Origin of the sequence: Agrobacterium pusense, from assembly GCF_900102105.1 — a bacterium.
GTDB classification, from domain to species: domain Bacteria; phylum Pseudomonadota; class Alphaproteobacteria; order Rhizobiales; family Rhizobiaceae; genus Agrobacterium; species Agrobacterium pusense.
Window position 1 is genome coordinate 234,057 of sequence record NZ_FNBB01000001.1, and the last position, 15,330, is coordinate 249,386.

A 15,330-nucleotide genomic window follows, 5' to 3' on the forward strand; every position below is an offset into this window, starting at 1 on the left:
ATTTCATTTCCGTGCTCTTGATACCGTTGGATTCGTTGCGAACCTGCCAGTATCCGGACAGCTTGTTTTCGTTTGTCTTCCAGGGAAAACCGGGTTCCACTTTTCCCTGGCAAACTCTATAGTCGCGCGAACCGAACGGCCATAGGAGCACGGACATGACCATCAAGATCGGCGATAAACTGCCTTCCGCAACCTTCAAGGAAAAGACGGCCGATGGCCCGGTGGAAACCACCACGGACGCGCTTTTCGGCGGGAAGAAGGTTGTTCTCTTTGCCGTTCCCGGCGCTTTCACCCCCACCTGCTCGCTGAACCACCTGCCGGGTTATCTTGAAAACCGCGACACTATTCTGGCCAAAGGCGTTGACGATATCGCAGTCGTTGCCGTCAACGACTGGCATGTGATGGGCGCATGGGCGCAATCTTCGGGCGGTCAGGGCAAAATCCACTTCCTCGCCGACTGGGATGCGTCCTTCACCAAGGCGCTCGGCCTTGATGCCGACCTCTCCGCCGGCGGCCTCGGCGTGCGTTCCAAGCGTTATTCGATGCTGGTGGAAGACGGCGTCGTGAAGTCACTCAACGTGGAAGAGAACCCCGGTCAGGCGACGGTCTCTGCCGCTGCGGCGATGATCGAGCAGCTTTAAGGCCAAATGTTTGGCCACAGGCCGAGCCATAAATCCTCGGGCTTGTCCCGGGGATCCAATCATTTCACCAAAAACGAAATGCTGCAGATGTTTGGGGCCGGCCCGAGCATGAGGCAAGAGAGCGGCGGGGCGCCGCCTTCTCAAACATTCATATCAAACACCAGAAGCCCGGCAAGACCGCCATCGGTGAGTGACACGAGGCGCTCCCCCACCTCCATATGCTTGGGATGGGCAAGATATTCGTCCCGGGCTTCCGGGCTTTCAAGCGTCACGATGAAGCCATCGACAAAACCGCCATTCAGCCCTTCGGGTGAAACGTTCTGTCCGTATTTCACATCGACGATGCCGGGTATCACGTCTTTCAGGGCGGCGATCGCCTCGAAAACTGCATGTTTTTCAGAAGCGGCCGTCGCGGCCTTGAAGCGTAGAAAGACACAATGCAGGATCATCCGGATTTTTCTCCTCCGTTGGGCACCACCGGAGCACCCCTTGACGACAAGATAGGTCGGGTTTCGGTTTTCACAACCCCGGATGGGGGCGTGCCGGCTCGGATTTTGTCCGGCGCAAAATAGAGCAGTCTTGCATTACCGCCGTTTGAAAGGCTCCATGCCTTTTCGCGCCAATTCATCGGCGCGCTCGTTTTCCGGGTGGCCGGCATGGCCCTTCACCCAGTGCAAGGTAACCTTGTGGCGCTCGCGCGCCACTTCCAATGCCTGCCATAGCTCGACATTCTTGACCGGCTTGTTATCGGCTGTCTTCCAGCCCTTCTTTTTCCAGCCGAAAATCCACTTGGTGATGCCGTCCTTCACATAGGCGCTGTCGGTGTAAAGATCGACTTCGCAGGGGGCCTTGAGCGCATTGAGTGCGGAAATCGCCGCCATCAGTTCCATGCGGTTGTTGGTGGTCTCGGCCTCGCCGCCGCAGAGTTCCTTCTCCACCTCGCCGTAACGCAGCACCGCACCCCAGCCTCCCGGACCCGGATTGCCGGAGCAGGCGCCATCGGTGAAAATATCGACATGCTTCATTCGCCGGCCAGCCCGTATTCGGCGACAGTGGCGATGGAACGGTGGAACCGCAGCTTGCGCAGATATTCCAGCGGGTCTTTTTTCACCACCAGCGCGCCCTCCGGCGTTGTCAGCCAGTCGTAAAGCCGCGTTAGGAAGAAGCGCAGAGCCGAACCGCGCGCCAGAAGCGGCAGGGCTTCCAGCTCCGCTTCACTGAGCGGCCGCACGGACTGGTAACCTTCCAGCAACGCCTTGCCCTTGGTGACGTTGTAAGCGCCATCCTTTTCAAAGCACCAGGCATTGAGGCAGATCGACACATCATAAGCGAGCAGGTCGTTGCAGGCGAAATAAAAGTCGATCAGACCGGAGAGTTCGTCGCCGAGGAAGAACACATTGTCCTGGAACAGATCCGCATGGATGACACCGGCCGGCAGGTCCTTCGGCCAATGGGCCGCGAGATAATCGATCTCGGGGCGAATCTCGTCCTTCAGCCCCGTCTCCACCTCGTCCGCGCGGTCTTCGGATTTCTCCCACAGCACCTTCCAGCCCTCGACGGAGAGCGCGTTCGGCCGCTTGATCTCGAAGCCTTCGCCCGCCAGATGCATGGCGGCCAGCGCCTTGCCGACTTCGCGGCAATGTTTCGCCTCCGGCTTTCTCAGCCACATTCCTTCAAGGAAGGAGATAAGCGCGGCGGGGCGGCCCGACAGCTCTCCCAGCAACTCGCCATCCTTGCGCGGCAGCGGCAAGGGGCAGGACAGGCCCTTGGCGGCCAGATGCTGCATGAGGCCGAGGAAGAAAGGCAGATCGGATTTTTCCACACGCTTTTCATAAAGCGTCAGGATCAGCGGGTCCTTGGTGGTATGCAGCAGGAAATTGGAGTTTTCGACGCCTTCGGCAATGCCCTTGTAGGAAGTGAGGCTGCCGACGTCGTACTGCGTGAGGAAATTCCTCAGATCATCTTCGGTGATATCAGTATAAACTGCCAATTTTAAATCTCTTGGTGAAGGATGGAGTGGAAATCCGGCAGAGCGGCGCGGGGCGAATACCACCCTTCCCGCCAAACCATGTCAGGCGCCGGCTGCAGCCTTAGGCGGCAGCGCGTTGCTGGCATTGCCGTTGACGAAAGCCATATCATCCGTCGTCAGCTCGATGCTGCGCAACTCGCGATTGACGAGGAAATGTTCCGTTTCCTCAACCGTCACGGCGAGATCGAGCGTGGTGTCGAAACGCGCCTTGAAGGCTTCGATGATTTCATCGACGATGACTTCAGGAGCGGATGCGCCGGCCGAGAGACCGACGGTGCGGATATCGCCGATTTCATTCCAGTCGATTTCGGAGGCCCGCTGCACCAGGACAGAGCGCTTCGCACCCGCACGCAGGGCCACTTCCACCAGCCGCTTGGAATTGGAGGAATTGGGGGCGCCGACGACGATGAACAGGTCGCAGCCGGGCGCTGCCTGTTTCACCGCATCCTGACGGTTGGTGGTCGCGTAACAGATGCTGTCGGCGGCGGGCGCCTGAATGGCCGGGAAGCGTTCCTGCAGCCTGGCGATCACGCCTGCCGTGTCATCGACCGACAGGGTCGTCTGTGTGACAAAGCCGAGATTTTCGCGGTCCAGCGGCTCATAACGGTCGGCATCCTCCACCGTTTCGATGAGTGAGACGGTGCCTTCGGGAAGCTGGCCCATGGTGCCGATGACCTCTGGATGACCGGCATGGCCGATCAGCACCACATGGCGGCCGAGGCGCTGGTGGCGCATGGCCTGCTTGTGGACCTTGGAGACCAACGGGCAAGTGGCATCGAGATAAAACAGGTTGCGCGCCTGCGCATCCTCAGGCACGGATTTAGGAACGCCATGCGCCGAGAAAACCACCGGCTGCTCGCGATGTTCGGCCGGAATTTCATGCAGTTCCTCGACGAAGACCGCACCCTTGGCTTCCAGCCCTTCCACCACATAGCGGTTATGCACGATTTCGTGGCGAACATAAACGGGCGCGCCATAGGCCTTCAGCGCCAGCACGACGATCTGGATCGCCCGGTCCACGCCCGCGCAAAAGCCACGCGGTCCGCACAGCCTTATCGTCAAAGGGGGTTTGGAAACGGCGATGTTCATTCCAGCTCCTTAGGCGTGCTCCGTGCCCTGCCGATGGCCAGCCCTGCCGGGCGGCAGGCGCACTATTCATCGCGCGCCTTGTGGTTCCGGAAATAGGCAAAACCGGCGACGATGACAAGGGCTGCAGCCAGACCATACCACGTTATCGCATATTGCAGGTGATTATTGGGCAAATCTATCAGCGTCACCCTGCCCTGCGGCCAGCCGCCGGGATTGGGGGCGGCATCGGCATCCACGAAAAGCTTGACCAGCCGGTCCGGCGGAATATCCGCACTGGAGGCCATGGCCGCCAGATCCTTCCAGTAGAATATGTTCTTGGCGATATCGTTGTCCGGCAACAGCGAGGAAGGCTTGGCGACAAGCGGCGCACGCGCCAGCCCCGTAATCGTCACCTCGCCCGTCACCTGCCCCTCGGATCGCTTGGCCGGATCCTTCATCTCGAAGGGCACAAAACCGCGATTGACGAAGAGGACGCGGCGATCGGCAAGCGTCAGCGGCGTATAGATGTAATAGCCGGTTCTGCCTTGGTGGGTGGCGAAGAAATGCCGCTCGCGGGCGTGATCGAAGGTACCGGACAGACTGACCTTGCGATACTCGATATCGCCACCGCTTTTGGCAATCGCCTCTATTTCGGCAACCGTGGCGGGGGCAGCGTTTCGCCGTTCTTCTATATCGGCGAGAAGCGCCTCTTTCCAGTAAAGCCGCTTTACCTGCCAGGTGCCGAGCCCGAGAAGAATGGCAAGCGCCAGCAGAACCAGCGGCGCAGCGAACCAGACCCGCCTATCCGCCGCCTTCATTTGGGACACTTCATTCACGGTCAAGCCTGCCTTCGCTTGCATTGTTGCGGTATTGCAGCGCGATCATGATGCCCTTGAGCTTGCGCAGCAGCACGAGGGAGACAATCACCGTAAATGGCAACCACAAGATGACATGCACCCAGACGGGCGGCGCAAAATGCTGATCGAACCAGAGCGCCAGCCCGACAACCAGAAAACCGACGATCAGCATGACGAAAACCGCCGGGCCATCACCCGCATCGGCAAAACCGTAATCCAGTCCGCATGCGCTGCAGGCGGGTTTTACCGTCAGAAAACCATCGAAAAGGCGCCCGTTGCCGCAGCGAGGGCAGCAGCCCTTCAAGCCCACCTTGATCGGGTCGACCGGGGCGAACTTGCTGCCTGATGGCTCTGACATGGTGAAACCTCCCGCAAAGTCGGCCAAAGTCCGAGGGTGACGTCGATCTCTTGGAAACCTGCCTCAAAACCCGGGCACTTGTTTCTTGCTCGATCGCGTCGCGTCTTCTTCTCCCCGCCGGGGAGAAGGTGGCCCGAAGGGTCGGATGAGGGGGCTAGCTCTCCGGATATCTCTACCGGAGCCCCCTCATCCCGCTGCCGCGGACTTCTCCCCGGCGGGGAGAAGAAACGATTGCACCCGCTCGCTCCACCGGATGCCTTACCTTGGCCCTATCAGCCGTGAATTGGCGCGCCCCAGCCACCCCAGATATAGATGGCGAAGAACAGGAACAGCCAGACAACGTCAACGAAGTGCCAGTACCAGGCAGCGGCTTCGAAACCGAAATGCTGCGTGGGCGTGAACCCGCCGGCAATGGCGCGGAACAGGCAGACCAGCAGGAACACCGTGCCCACGAAGACGTGGAAACCGTGGAAACCGGTGGCCATGAAGAAGGTCGCGCCGTAGATCGAATTCTTGAAGTCGAACGGGGCGTGCATGTATTCGTAAACCTGCACGGTGGAGAACAGCACGCCAAGCGCAACGGTGAGCACCAGACCCGATATCAGGCCCTTGCGGTCATTGTGCAGCAGAGCATGATGCGCCCAGGTGACACAGGTGCCCGACAGCAGCAGGATGACGGTGTTGTAGAGCGGCAGATGCCATGGATCGATGACTTCGATGCCCTTGGGCGGCCATTGTCCGCCGGTATATTCGAGACGCGACGCCTGAATAGCTTCATGGGGGAAGAGGCTGGCATCGAAATATGCCCAGAACCATGCGACGAAGAACATCACCTCTGAGGCGATGAACATGATCATGCCGTAACGCAGATGCAGCGAAACGACGCGGGTGTGATTGCCCTCGCGGCCTTCCTTGATCGTATCCGCCCACCACGCATACATGGTGTAGAGCACGATGACGAGACCGATATAGAACAGCCAGGGATTGGCGAGTTCCGCGCCGAACAGCTTGAAGGAGCCGCCTGACAGGTAACGCATGTAACAAACGCCACCGAAAGTCAGGATGAAAGCGCCGATCGAGGCCAGAAGCGGCCAGGGGCTTGGATCGATAATGTGGTAATCGTGGTTCTTCTGATGCGTATCTGCCATTGCGACAATCCCCTGGTGTCTCTTCCCTGATCCGGCCTCGGCAAAGGCCGGATCTCCTCTCACAATTTGCTTTCGCCAGATTCGGTTTTTACCGGCAAGGACGCAACCGGTTTTTCGGTTTTGGCCGGATAAAACGTATAGGACAGCGTTAAAGTATGAATGCTCTTGGTCTCACGCGCCGTGGCGATGTCAGGATCGACGAAGAACACCACCGGCATTTCCAGCGTTTCGCCGGGCTGCAGCGTCGTTTCGGTGAAGCAGAAGCACTCCACCTTGTTGAAATAGGCGCCGGCTTCCATGGGCGTGACGTTGAAGACCGCCGTGCCCGTGGTCGCCACCGGTGAACGGTTCGTCGCCTTGAAGGTCACCTGCACCGTTTCGCCGATCTTCGGCGTGACCTTCCTGTCGACCGGCTGGAAATCCCAGTTGAGGCCGTTCGACGTATTGGCGTCAAAGGTGACATTGATGGTCTTGTCGAGGATCACATCGGAATATTGCTCGACGCGCTGGGTCGTGCCGTTGTAACCGGTGACACGGCAGAACAGCGTATAAAGCGGCACGGCGGCGTAGGCCATGCCGATCATGGCGCAGAAAAACACCAGACAGAGCACGAGGATGGAGCGATTGCTCACCCGCTGCCGCTCGGTCCCCGTTGTCTGCGCTTCCATATTCGCCATATCCTCCTCCTTCCCCCTCGATCAGCCCGTCAGTGCGAACCGATCTTGATGATGGTGATGATGTAGAATAGCACCACCAGACCGGCGAGCAGGACGCCGAGCGCAATATTGCGCCCGCGTCTCGATTTTTTCTGCGCCGCGCTCAGTTCCACCGTTTCCATCACAGGACTCCCGACATGACGGCCTTCAGGGCCGGCGCGAAATGATCGGCCAGAAGGCCGGAGAAAATCGCAAAAAGGTAAAGCACCGAATAAGCGAACATTTTCTTGGCCGGCAACATCTTTTCGTCACCCTCCGGCATGCGCCGGACATCGAGCGAACAGTATACGAAGATGGCGCTCAGCACTGCCGCGAAAATACCGTAACCGGCGCTTGCCAGACCAGTGAAATAAGGCGCGACGGCTGCGGCTGTGGTCAACACCGCATAACAGATCATCTGGTTCTTGGTGGAGCGCTCGCCAGCAACATTCGGCATCATCGGAATGCCAACGGCGCCATAATCACGCATCTTGAACAGGGCCAGCGCCCAGAAATGCGCAGGCGTCCACAGGAAGATGATGAGGAACAGGATGATGCTGTCCAGCGAAACGCCGCCGGTGACGCAGGCCCAGCCAAGCATGGGCGGGAAAGCGCCTGCCGCGCCGCCGATCACGATGTTCTGCGGCGTCGAGCGTTTCAGCCACATCGTATAGATGACAGCATAAAAGAAGATGGTGAAGGCCAGAAGACCGGCCGAGAACCAGTTGATCGCAAGGCCGAGAATGACTACCGAGAAGGCCGACAGCGTCAGGCCAAAGGCCAGCGCCTCGCGCGGGGTGATACGGCCGGACGGGATCGGTCGCCTGGCGGTGCGGCTCATGACGGCATCGATATCGGCATCGTACCACATGTTGAGCGCACCGGACGCGCCCGCGCCGACGGCGATGCAGAGAATAGCGATGATGCCGAGTATCGGGTTGATTTCACCCGGCGCCAGCACGAGGCCCGCAAAGGCCGTGAAGACCACGAGCGACATGACGCGCGGTTTCAGCAATTCGAAATAATCGCGCGCGCCGGCTTCCGAGAGTTCGGAGCTTTCCGCGCCCAGCATTTCGCGATTGTCGATAACGGTCATTTCCTGTCCTGCTTCCTTCGAACGCCGCCTGTCGCGACATTCCCTGCATCGGCCGGAAACACGAGTGAGAGTTCCGGAATGCGCGATGCGTCGATCCATGGGTCCCGAACGTCACGGCCTGACCGGCAGCCGGTTCAACCGATGCCATCTGCCCGGCCTTACGCCGTGTCCTGCCGCCATTCGTCTGCGCTTGCCATTCATAAAGGCCAAAACTGGCATTTATCATATCCCGGCGCATGTATCACGCTGGAAGGCAAGCATCGCTTGGACAAAATGTCACGCGGCAGTAAAGGCAGCCCGTTCGGGAAAACGGCACGGGCCTGACCGTGCCGCCCTCTTTCTCAGCGCTCGGGACCCGCGAGCCTTACCGCGCGTCCCGATCCGTGCATCAGCGAATGCGCGGAAGCTGTTCCCACTGGTGGTACGGCGGCGGGGAAGACAGCTGCCATTCGAGCGTCGTCGCGCCTTCACCCCAGGGATTGTTGCCGGCGATCCGCTTCTTGGCGAAAGCTTCCCAGACACCGAAAAGGAAGATCAGCACGCCGACGGCCGAAATATAGGACCCGTAGGACGACACCAGGTTCCAGCCGGCATAGGCATCGGGATAATCGATGTAACGGCGCGGCATGCCGGCAAGGCCGAGGAAGTGCTGCGGGAAGAAGATCAGGTTCACACCGACGAACATGACCCAGAAATGCAGTTTTCCGATGAACTCGCTGTACATGTAGCCGGAAATCTTCGGGAACCAGTAATACCAGCCGGCGAAGATCGCAAAGACGGCGCCGAGCGACAGAACGTAGTGGAAATGGGCCACCACGTAATAGGTATCGTGCAGCGAGCGGTCGAGACCGGCATTGGCGAGCTGGACGCCCGTGACGCCACCGACCGTGAACAGGAAGATGAAGCCGATTGCCCAGACCATTGGTGTCGAGAAGGTCAGCGAGCCGCCCCACATCGTCGCGATCCACGAGAAAATCTTGATGCCTGTCGGCACCGCGATGACCATGGTTGCGAAGACGAAGTAGCGTTGTGCTTCCAGCGACAGGCCAACCGTATACATGTGGTGCGCCCAGACGATGAAGCCGACCGCGCCGATCGCGACCATGGCGTAAGCCATACCGAGATAACCGAAGACGGGCTTCTTCGAGAAGGTGGACACGATGTGGCTGATGATGCCGAAGCCGGGCAGGATCAGGATGTACACTTCCGGATGGCCGAAGAACCAGAACAGGTGCTGATAGAGGATCGGGTCACCGCCGCCTTCCGGCGAGAAAAATGCCGTGCCGAAATTGCGGTCCGTCAGAAGCATGGTGATGCCACCCGCCAGAACCGGCAGCGAAAGCAGCAGCAGGAACGCAGTGACAAGGACCGACCAGGCGAAGAGCGGCATCTTGTGCAGCGTCATGCCCGGGGCGCGCATGTTGAGGATGGTGGTGATGAAGTTGATCGCACCGAGGATCGACGACGCGCCCGAAACGTGCAGCGCAAAGATCGCCAGATCCACGGCCGGTCCGGGCATGCCGTTTGTCGACAGAGGCGGATACATGGTCCACCCGCCGCCGACACCATAAGCACCCGCCGGCCCTTCGACGAAGAGCGACAGAATGAGCAGGATGAAGGCCGGAACGATCAGCCAGAAGGAGATGTTGTTCAGGCGCGGGAAAGCCATGTCCGGCGCACCGATCATGATCGGGATCATCCAGTTGGCGAAACCGCCGATCAGCGCCGGCATGACCATGAAGAAGATCATGATCAGGGCGTGTGCGGTGGTGAACACGTTGAACATGTGCTTGCCGCCGTCGATGGCAGCGTCGCCCTCAAAGCCGTAGACCATGGAGGCCAGACCGTGGAAAATCTGGATGCCCGGCTCCTGCAGTTCCATGCGCATGACGACGGAAAGCCCGCCGCCGACGATACCGGCCATGATCGCAAAGATCAGGTAGAGCGTGCCGATGTCCTTATGGTTGGTGGACAGGAACCAGCGGGCGAAGAAGCCCGGCGTATGGGAATGATGTGCATCATGCGAATGGTCGTCATGCGCGTGCCCATCATGTGCGGAATGACCATGCGAGTGATGATCGTCGTGTGCGGAAGGTCCAGCCATTGTCCTCACTCCAGAATCAGTTGGTTTCGTTGGCGGCAACGTCGACGGTGCGCGGAGCGCCATCGACAGAGGCCATCAGCGCCCGGTTCGCGCCGTTCAGGTCAGAACCGGCGGCGGCGAGCCAGGTGTTGTACTGCTGTTCGGAAACCACCCGAATGGCGATGGGCATGAAGGCGTGATCCTTGCCGCAAAGCTCGGAACACTGGCCGTAATAAAGGCCTTCTTTTTCCGCCTTGAACCAGGTTTCGTTCAGGCGGCCCGGAACAGCGTCGATCTTGACGCCGAAAGCCGGCATGGCGAAGGAATGGATCACATCCGTCGGCGCGGCGGTGACGAGCAGGCGAACGGTCTTGCCGACCGGGACAACCATTTCATTGTCTACTGCGAGAAGACGCGGATAGCGGGCCTTGTCCTCCTTGCCGGCGGCGGCGCGATCCTGATCCTTCAGCATGTAGCTGTCGAAGGAGACCGGCTCGGCGCCCTCGGCAGCCGTATATTCGTAGCTCCACAGCCACTGCGTGGCGGTCGCCTTCAGCGTCACGTCGGGGTTTTCCGGCTGTGTGAGCTGCGCGTTCAAAAGATTGAACGACGGGAAAGCAAGGAACAGGAGAATGAGAACCGGCGCCAGCGTCCAGACCACTTCGATTGCCGTGTTGTGGCTGGTCTTCGAAGGCACGGGATTGGCCGAGGCGCGGAATTTCAGAACGACGACGATGAGCAGCGCAAGAACGAAAAGCGTAACCGGAACAATGAACCAGAGCGTATATTGTTCGAACCAGCGTATTTCGTGCATGATCGGCGTGGCGGCCTCCTGCATGCCCATTTGCCAATGCACCGGCTGATCGGCGTGGGCGCCGACAGCCGTGAGCAGACAGGTCATCCCCGCCAGTGCTGCGTAAATCCTATTCCTCACGGTACCCTCTCCCTCACGCGCCTGATCCAGATCAATCACAGGCGCAGAATCCATGCTAATGGTAATAACTTCAAACCACAGTTTGCCCTCTGCCGCAATATGCGTCACGCCACGGATGCGCCCCAATTTTGCCATTGATCAATCCGCGCGCGACTTTCCTGCAGCCTGTGCGTCGGCTCGTCTGCCGAAGACGATTTCGCGACGAAAAAATGCGGCAAGCCCCGTCTTCCAGCCGGTTTGATCGCGGGATGACGACCGATGCCGCGAACAAATCCGGCTGCCATCAGGACCGACAGGTCCTATTTCCGCCCAACTCGGCTGGAATTGAAAGCCCGAGGCTTTTTTTTCCGGATTATGGCGTCAAAATAGCCGCACTGATTCGAATCCCAGAGGTATCCATGCGTCTTTCCCCGCTCGCGCGCACTTTTCTTGCCGCCGCCGGTCTTGCCATCATCGCCCCCGCCGCCGCGGCGCTGGCGCAACAGCCGCAGCCCGGAACGCCGAAGTCGACGCATGGCGCATGGTCTGTCATCTGTGACAAGCCGGCGGGCGCTTCGGAAGAACAATGCGCCCTGATGCAGAACGTGATTGCCGACGACCGCCCGGAAGTCGGTCTTTCAGTGGTGGTGCTGAAGACGGCCGACCGCAAGTCGCGCATCCTCCGCATCCTCGCACCGCTGGGCGTGCTTCTGAAGGACGGCATGGAACTCTATATCGACAATAACAATATCGGCCGCGCCTATTTCACCCGCTGCTTCTCCGAAGGCTGCTATGTGGAAGTTGATATTGACGACGAGTTGCTGAAGGTTCTGCGCGCCGGCAAGAACGCCGTTTTTGCACTGCGTGAATCCGTCGATCAGGACCGCGTCGGCATTCCGATCGAACTGACGGGGTTTGCCGAAGGTTACGACGCGCTTCCTTGAAGGCTGCCGTACCGGACAGCCTTGCGTCCGCCCGCTCCAGTGCCTAAATCGGTCACGAACGATAATGACTGGAGCCTCCTATGACCGACGATCTTGTAAAACTCTTCGATTGCGACGAAACGCAATTGCGCAAGCTCGTCGGCGAGGCGCTCGCCGGCGCTGACGATGGCGAGCTTTTCATCGAACATGCGCAGGCCGAGTCGCTGACTTTCGATAATGGCCGGCTCAAGGGCGGTTCCTTCAATACAGACCAGGGTTTCGGCCTGCGGGCGGTCGCCGGCGAGACGGTGGGTTACGCCCATGCGGGCGAGCTTTCGCAAAGCGCGCTGAAACGTGCATCGGATGCGGTCAGCGCAGTGACGAGAGGTTATTCCGGCTCCTATGCCGCCGCACCGCAGCGCACCAACAAGAAGCTCTATGGCGACGAGAATCCCATCGGCAGCCCGAGCTTCGAAGAGAAGGTGAAGCTTCTCACCGATATCGATGCCTATCTGCGTGACAAGAACCCCAATGTCCGGCAGGTGACGGCGACGATTTCCGCAAGCTGGCAGGTGGTTGACATTCTGCGCGCCGATGGCCACCGCGTCAGTGACGTCAGGCCGATGACCCGCATCAACATCTCCGTCGTGGCGGGTGAAGGCGATCGGCAGGAAAGCGGCTCCTATGGCATTGGCGGCCGGGTCGGTTTCGGCGATTTCATTACCACGGAAAACTGGCAGCGCGGCGCCGATGAGGCACTGCGTCAGGCGCTCGTCAACCTCACCGCCATCGATGCGCCGGCCGGCACGATGGATGTGGTGCTCGGCTCCGGCTGGCCGGGTGTGATGCTGCATGAGGCCGTGGGTCACGGTCTGGAAGGCGATTTCAACCGCAAGAAGACGTCCGCATTCGCCGGCCTGATGGGCGAAATGGTCGCCGCGCCCGGCGTGACCGTGGTGGACGACGGCACTATCGACAGCCGCCGCGGCTCGCTGACCGTGGACGATGAAGGCACCCCTTCCGGTTACAACGTGCTGATCGAGAACGGCAAGCTGGTGGGCTACATGCAGGACCGCCAGAACGCCCGGCTGATGGGTGCGACGCCCACCGGCAACGGTCGCCGTCAGGGTTATGCCTATGTGCCGATGCCGCGCATGACCAATACCTACATGCTGTCGGGCGACAAGACGCCGGAAGAGATCATCGCCTCCGTCAAGAAGGGCATCTATGCCGTCTCCTTCGGCGGCGGCCAGGTCGATATCACCTCGGGTAAATTCGTGTTCGGCTGCACCGAGGCCTATCTCATCGAAAACGGCAAGATCGGCGCGCCGGTGAAGGGCGCCATGCTGATCGGCAACGGGCCGGATGCGATGAAGCGCGTCTCGATGATCGGCAATGATTCGAAACTCGATACCGGCATCGGCAATTGCGGCAAGGCCGGGCAATGGGTGCCTGTTGGCGTCGGCCAGCCGCATCTGCGCATGGACCAGATCACCGTGGGCGGCACGAAGGCGTAAATCTCCCGACCCTGCCTGTAACGACTGTTAATGCGTATCTGTAGCGCGGATAAAGTGATGTATCGGTGCATCACCCGTCATTCCGGCCTTGAGCCGGAATCCAGCCGATGCGCGTCGGCGCGGCGGGAAGACTCTTTTCAGCCCAAGGACTTGGGCTGGCTGGATTCCGGCTCAAGGCCGGAATGACGGAAGAAAGAGTTGCAGCCACACTGAGCCTGTCGGCGCCTCGTCAGCCCCTGACCACACACATGGCTGCCATGATGCGGTTTCCTCTGGTATGCCGCCGGGAAGACGTTAAGATCAGCCCCTACCCTAAGGCCACATCCCGATCCGGCCGATGCGCAAAGGAGACCATGACCATCATACGAAATGCCCTCGTTCCTGAACTTGCCGTCAGTGACTGGCAGAAAAGCCGCGCATTTTATTGCGACCTGATCGGTTTTCATGTGGTCTATGAGCGCCCCGAAGAGGGCTTTACCTATCTGGCGCTGGGGGATGCCCAGCTGATGATCGACCAGATTGGCGCGACGCGGACATTCGTGACTGATAATGCCGTGCTCGAATTTCCGTTTGGCCGCGGCATGAACCTGCAGCTTGCCGTCCCCTCGCTGCAACCCATTCTTTCCCGGCTGGAGCGATCCTCCATCGACCTCGTCATGCCGCTGGAAGAAAAATGGTACAGGCGCGGCACGGTCGAAGTGGGCAACCGGCAGTTCATCGTCGCCGATCCGGATGGTTACCTGATCCGTCCGTTCGAGAGCCTTGGCGAACGCCCTTTCCGGTTCGGTTGAGCCATGCTGCCTTTTCTCCCGCGGGCCGTGGTTTTCGACATGGACGGATTGCTGATCGAGAGCGAGCGGCTCTATCGCGATTCATTTCTGGCGGCTTCGGAAGAAGGCGGCCACGGCATGAGGGTGGAGACCTATCAGAAGGTCTGCGGCAGCCCGTGGGACGTCATTACCGGCACCATTTTTGCTGATTATGGCGCGGATTTTCCCATCGACAGTTTCCGAGACGCCTGGCTCCGGCATCTTGGCGTGATGATGGCTGATGGCGTGGCGTTGAAGCCGGGCGTCACCGAGATACTCGACCTTCTCGACAGCCTCGATATCCGCCGCGCCATCGCCACCTCGTCGCGACACGATTCGGTGACGCGCCATCTTGGGCCCCACGATCTTCTCAAACGCTTCGACACAATTGTCGCGCGCGGCGACTATACGGAGCCGAAACCGGCGCCCATGCCCTATCTGACAGCCGCGCGACGACTGTCCCTCGATCCCGGGCGCTGTCTTGCCCTGGAGGATTCCTACTCGGGTGTACGCTCGGCGACATCGGCGGGCATGATGACGATCATGGTGCCTGACGTTGCACCGCCGACCGAGGAAATGCGGGAGAAATGCGTGGCCGTCGCCAGCGACCTGCATATGGTGGCCGCCCTTCTGCAAAAAGCGCAGGCCTGAGTAGAATGAAAATCGGGCTGGGGGCGCGAGACGGCGTCATACGTGCTTCGCGATTTGGCGTCATGATGAAACGCATGTCGGGCTGGGGCGCCGCTACTGGGCAAACGGCTCCGCCGGCGTATCCATAACCGGGGTAATCATGACGCCTGTCGCCGTGTCACTCATAACGCTGATACTGCTGGTTCTGTCCCTGTTCCAGATTGCGCTCGCCGCCGGCGCCCCTTTCGGCCGCCTTGCCTGGGGCGGCGCGCAAACGGTATTGCCGGGACGGCAAAGGATAGCCAGCGCAGCGACACCGCTCATTTATGCGCTTTTCGTTTCCTTCCCGCTGCAAAAGGCGGGTTGGGCCGACATCTGGCCGTCTGGCTGGGTTGAACCTGGAATCTGGATCATCGTCTGTTACATGGCGGTGAGCATCGGATTGAACGCAATGTCGAAAAGCCGCCCGGAGCAGCTGGTCATGGCACCTGTGGCTGCCGCTCTTGCGATCCTGTTCTTTGTCATCGCGTTCTCCTAGCGGATCGCGGAGGCGCGACGCAGCA

The 15,330-nt window shown here is 59.9% G+C and carries 18 protein-coding genes; 6 read left to right on the plus strand and 12 right to left on the minus strand.

Annotated features, from left to right (window positions below; all coding sequences use genetic code 11):
• Window positions 1-155: 155 nt before the first annotated feature.
• Window positions 156-641 (plus strand): peroxiredoxin, encoded by a 486-nt coding sequence (locus BLU28_RS01235; RefSeq protein ID WP_006699978.1) that lies wholly within the window; start codon window positions 156-158, stop codon window positions 639-641.
• A gap of 140 nt (window positions 642-781) precedes the next feature.
• On the opposite strand, the gene BLU28_RS01240 is transcribed toward BLU28_RS01235, so the two are convergent.
• The 12 genes from BLU28_RS01240 to coxB form a co-directional block, all read right to left on the minus strand.
• The gene (locus BLU28_RS01240; RefSeq protein WP_077986714.1) at window positions 782-1,090 is read right to left on the minus strand and encodes a Dabb family protein; all 309 of its coding nucleotides are present in this window, start codon (window positions 1,088-1,090) and stop codon (window positions 782-784) included.
• Window positions 1,091-1,225: 135 nt separating this feature from the next.
• Complete coding sequence (gene rnhA / locus BLU28_RS01245) at window positions 1,226-1,666, minus strand: ribonuclease HI (RefSeq protein ID WP_004440380.1); 441 nt, start codon at window positions 1,664-1,666, stop codon at window positions 1,226-1,228.
• Window positions 1,663-2,631, minus strand: coding sequence for a homoserine kinase (locus BLU28_RS01250; RefSeq protein WP_077986713.1), 969 nt, complete (start codon window positions 2,629-2,631; stop codon window positions 1,663-1,665). The genes rnhA and BLU28_RS01250 overlap by 4 nt, the downstream gene beginning before the upstream one ends.
• An 81-nt stretch (window positions 2,632-2,712) precedes the next feature.
• Window positions 2,713-3,759 (minus strand): 4-hydroxy-3-methylbut-2-enyl diphosphate reductase, encoded by a 1,047-nt coding sequence (ispH, locus tag BLU28_RS01255; RefSeq protein ID WP_004440375.1) that lies wholly within the window; start codon window positions 3,757-3,759, stop codon window positions 2,713-2,715.
• Window positions 3,760-3,821: 62 nt separating this feature from the next.
• Window positions 3,822-4,556: an SURF1 family protein gene (locus tag BLU28_RS01260; protein ID WP_077986712.1), complete on the minus strand. Its 735-nt coding sequence runs from the start codon at window positions 4,554-4,556 to the stop codon at window positions 3,822-3,824.
• A gap of 10 nt (window positions 4,557-4,566) precedes the next feature.
• Window positions 4,567-4,953, minus strand: a complete 387-nt coding sequence (locus BLU28_RS01265) for a DUF983 domain-containing protein (protein ID WP_004440372.1) — start codon at window positions 4,951-4,953, stop codon at window positions 4,567-4,569.
• Between the two features lie 272 nt (window positions 4,954-5,225).
• Window positions 5,226-6,101, minus strand: coding sequence for a cytochrome c oxidase subunit 3 (locus BLU28_RS01270; protein ID WP_004440371.1), 876 nt, complete (start codon window positions 6,099-6,101; stop codon window positions 5,226-5,228).
• Window positions 6,102-6,160: 59 nt separating this feature from the next.
• Window positions 6,161-6,778, minus strand: coding sequence for a cytochrome c oxidase assembly protein (locus BLU28_RS01275; protein ID WP_004440369.1), 618 nt, complete (start codon window positions 6,776-6,778; stop codon window positions 6,161-6,163).
• A gap of 29 nt (window positions 6,779-6,807) precedes the next feature.
• The gene (locus tag BLU28_RS26755) at window positions 6,808-6,939 is read right to left on the minus strand and encodes a hypothetical protein (protein ID WP_003521105.1); all 132 of its coding nucleotides are present in this window, start codon (window positions 6,937-6,939) and stop codon (window positions 6,808-6,810) included.
• Entirely contained in the window at window positions 6,939-7,892 is a 954-nt protein-coding gene (locus BLU28_RS01285) for a heme o synthase (RefSeq protein WP_077986711.1), read from the minus strand. Before BLU28_RS01285 ends, BLU28_RS26755 begins: the two co-directional genes overlap by 1 nt.
• 388 nt (window positions 7,893-8,280) lie before the next feature.
• A complete protein-coding gene (gene ctaD, locus BLU28_RS01290) occupies window positions 8,281-9,996 on the minus strand; it encodes a cytochrome c oxidase subunit I (protein ID WP_004440364.1) in 1,716 nt (571 codons plus the stop codon).
• Between the two features lie 16 nt (window positions 9,997-10,012).
• On the minus strand, window positions 10,013-10,876 hold the full coding sequence (coxB, locus tag BLU28_RS01295) for a cytochrome c oxidase subunit II (RefSeq protein WP_034496285.1): 864 nt from the start codon (window positions 10,874-10,876) through the stop codon (window positions 10,013-10,015).
• 431 nt (window positions 10,877-11,307) lie between these two features.
• On the opposite strand from coxB, the gene BLU28_RS01300 reads away from it, so the two are divergent.
• The 5 genes from BLU28_RS01300 (at window position 11,308) to BLU28_RS01320 (ending at window position 15,305) form a co-directional block, all read left to right on the plus strand.
• Complete coding sequence (locus BLU28_RS01300) at window positions 11,308-11,832, plus strand: invasion associated locus B family protein (protein ID WP_022555736.1); 525 nt, start codon at window positions 11,308-11,310, stop codon at window positions 11,830-11,832.
• Between the two features lie 80 nt (window positions 11,833-11,912).
• Window positions 11,913-13,328, plus strand: a complete 1,416-nt coding sequence (tldD, locus tag BLU28_RS01305; RefSeq protein ID WP_077986710.1) for a metalloprotease TldD — start codon at window positions 11,913-11,915, stop codon at window positions 13,326-13,328.
• A gap of 353 nt (window positions 13,329-13,681) precedes the next feature.
• Window positions 13,682-14,119 (plus strand): bleomycin resistance protein, encoded by a 438-nt coding sequence (locus tag BLU28_RS01310; protein WP_006699875.1) that lies wholly within the window; start codon window positions 13,682-13,684, stop codon window positions 14,117-14,119.
• A 3-nt stretch (window positions 14,120-14,122) separates the two neighbouring features.
• Window positions 14,123-14,788: an HAD family hydrolase gene (locus tag BLU28_RS01315; protein ID WP_077986709.1), complete on the plus strand. Its 666-nt coding sequence runs from the start codon at window positions 14,123-14,125 to the stop codon at window positions 14,786-14,788.
• A gap of 139 nt (window positions 14,789-14,927) precedes the next feature.
• A complete protein-coding gene (locus tag BLU28_RS01320; RefSeq protein ID WP_077986708.1) occupies window positions 14,928-15,305 on the plus strand; it encodes a hypothetical protein in 378 nt (125 codons plus the stop codon).
• Window positions 15,306-15,330 lie beyond the last annotated feature (25 nt).

Excerpts from the sequence above, each read along its gene's own strand:
- BLU28_RS01235 (WP_006699978.1), top strand. The coding sequence starts at position 156 with ATGACCATCAAGATCGGCGATAAACTGCCTTCCGCAACCTTCAAGGAA.
- BLU28_RS01240 (WP_077986714.1), bottom strand. The coding sequence starts at position 1,090 with ATGATCCTGCATTGTGTCTTTCTACGCTTCAAGGCCGCGACGGCCGCT.
- rnhA (WP_004440380.1), bottom strand. The coding sequence starts at position 1,666 with ATGAAGCATGTCGATATTTTCACCGATGGCGCCTGCTCCGGCAATCCG.
- ispH (WP_004440375.1), bottom strand. The coding sequence starts at position 3,759 with ATGAACATCGCCGTTTCCAAACCCCCTTTGACGATAAGGCTGTGCGGA.
- BLU28_RS01260 (WP_077986712.1), bottom strand. The coding sequence starts at position 4,556 with ATGAAGGCGGCGGATAGGCGGGTCTGGTTCGCTGCGCCGCTGGTTCTG.
- BLU28_RS01265 (WP_004440372.1), bottom strand. The coding sequence starts at position 4,953 with ATGTCAGAGCCATCAGGCAGCAAGTTCGCCCCGGTCGACCCGATCAAG.
- BLU28_RS01270 (WP_004440371.1), bottom strand. The coding sequence starts at position 6,101 with ATGGCAGATACGCATCAGAAGAACCACGATTACCACATTATCGATCCA.
- BLU28_RS01275 (WP_004440369.1), bottom strand. The coding sequence starts at position 6,778 with ATGGCGAATATGGAAGCGCAGACAACGGGGACCGAGCGGCAGCGGGTG.
- BLU28_RS26755 (WP_003521105.1), bottom strand. The coding sequence starts at position 6,939 with ATGGAAACGGTGGAACTGAGCGCGGCGCAGAAAAAATCGAGACGCGGG.
- BLU28_RS01285 (WP_077986711.1), bottom strand. The coding sequence starts at position 7,892 with ATGACCGTTATCGACAATCGCGAAATGCTGGGCGCGGAAAGCTCCGAA.
- ctaD (WP_004440364.1), bottom strand. The coding sequence starts at position 9,996 with ATGGCTGGACCTTCCGCACACGACGATCATCACTCGCATGGTCATTCC.
- coxB (WP_034496285.1), bottom strand. The coding sequence starts at position 10,876 with ATGACCTGTCTGCTCACGGCTGTCGGCGCCCACGCCGATCAGCCGGTG.
- BLU28_RS01300 (WP_022555736.1), top strand. The coding sequence starts at position 11,308 with ATGCGTCTTTCCCCGCTCGCGCGCACTTTTCTTGCCGCCGCCGGTCTT.
- tldD (WP_077986710.1), top strand. The coding sequence starts at position 11,913 with ATGACCGACGATCTTGTAAAACTCTTCGATTGCGACGAAACGCAATTG.
- BLU28_RS01310 (WP_006699875.1), top strand. The coding sequence starts at position 13,682 with ATGACCATCATACGAAATGCCCTCGTTCCTGAACTTGCCGTCAGTGAC.
- BLU28_RS01315 (WP_077986709.1), top strand. The coding sequence starts at position 14,123 with ATGCTGCCTTTTCTCCCGCGGGCCGTGGTTTTCGACATGGACGGATTG.
- BLU28_RS01320 (WP_077986708.1), top strand. The coding sequence starts at position 14,928 with ATGACGCCTGTCGCCGTGTCACTCATAACGCTGATACTGCTGGTTCTG.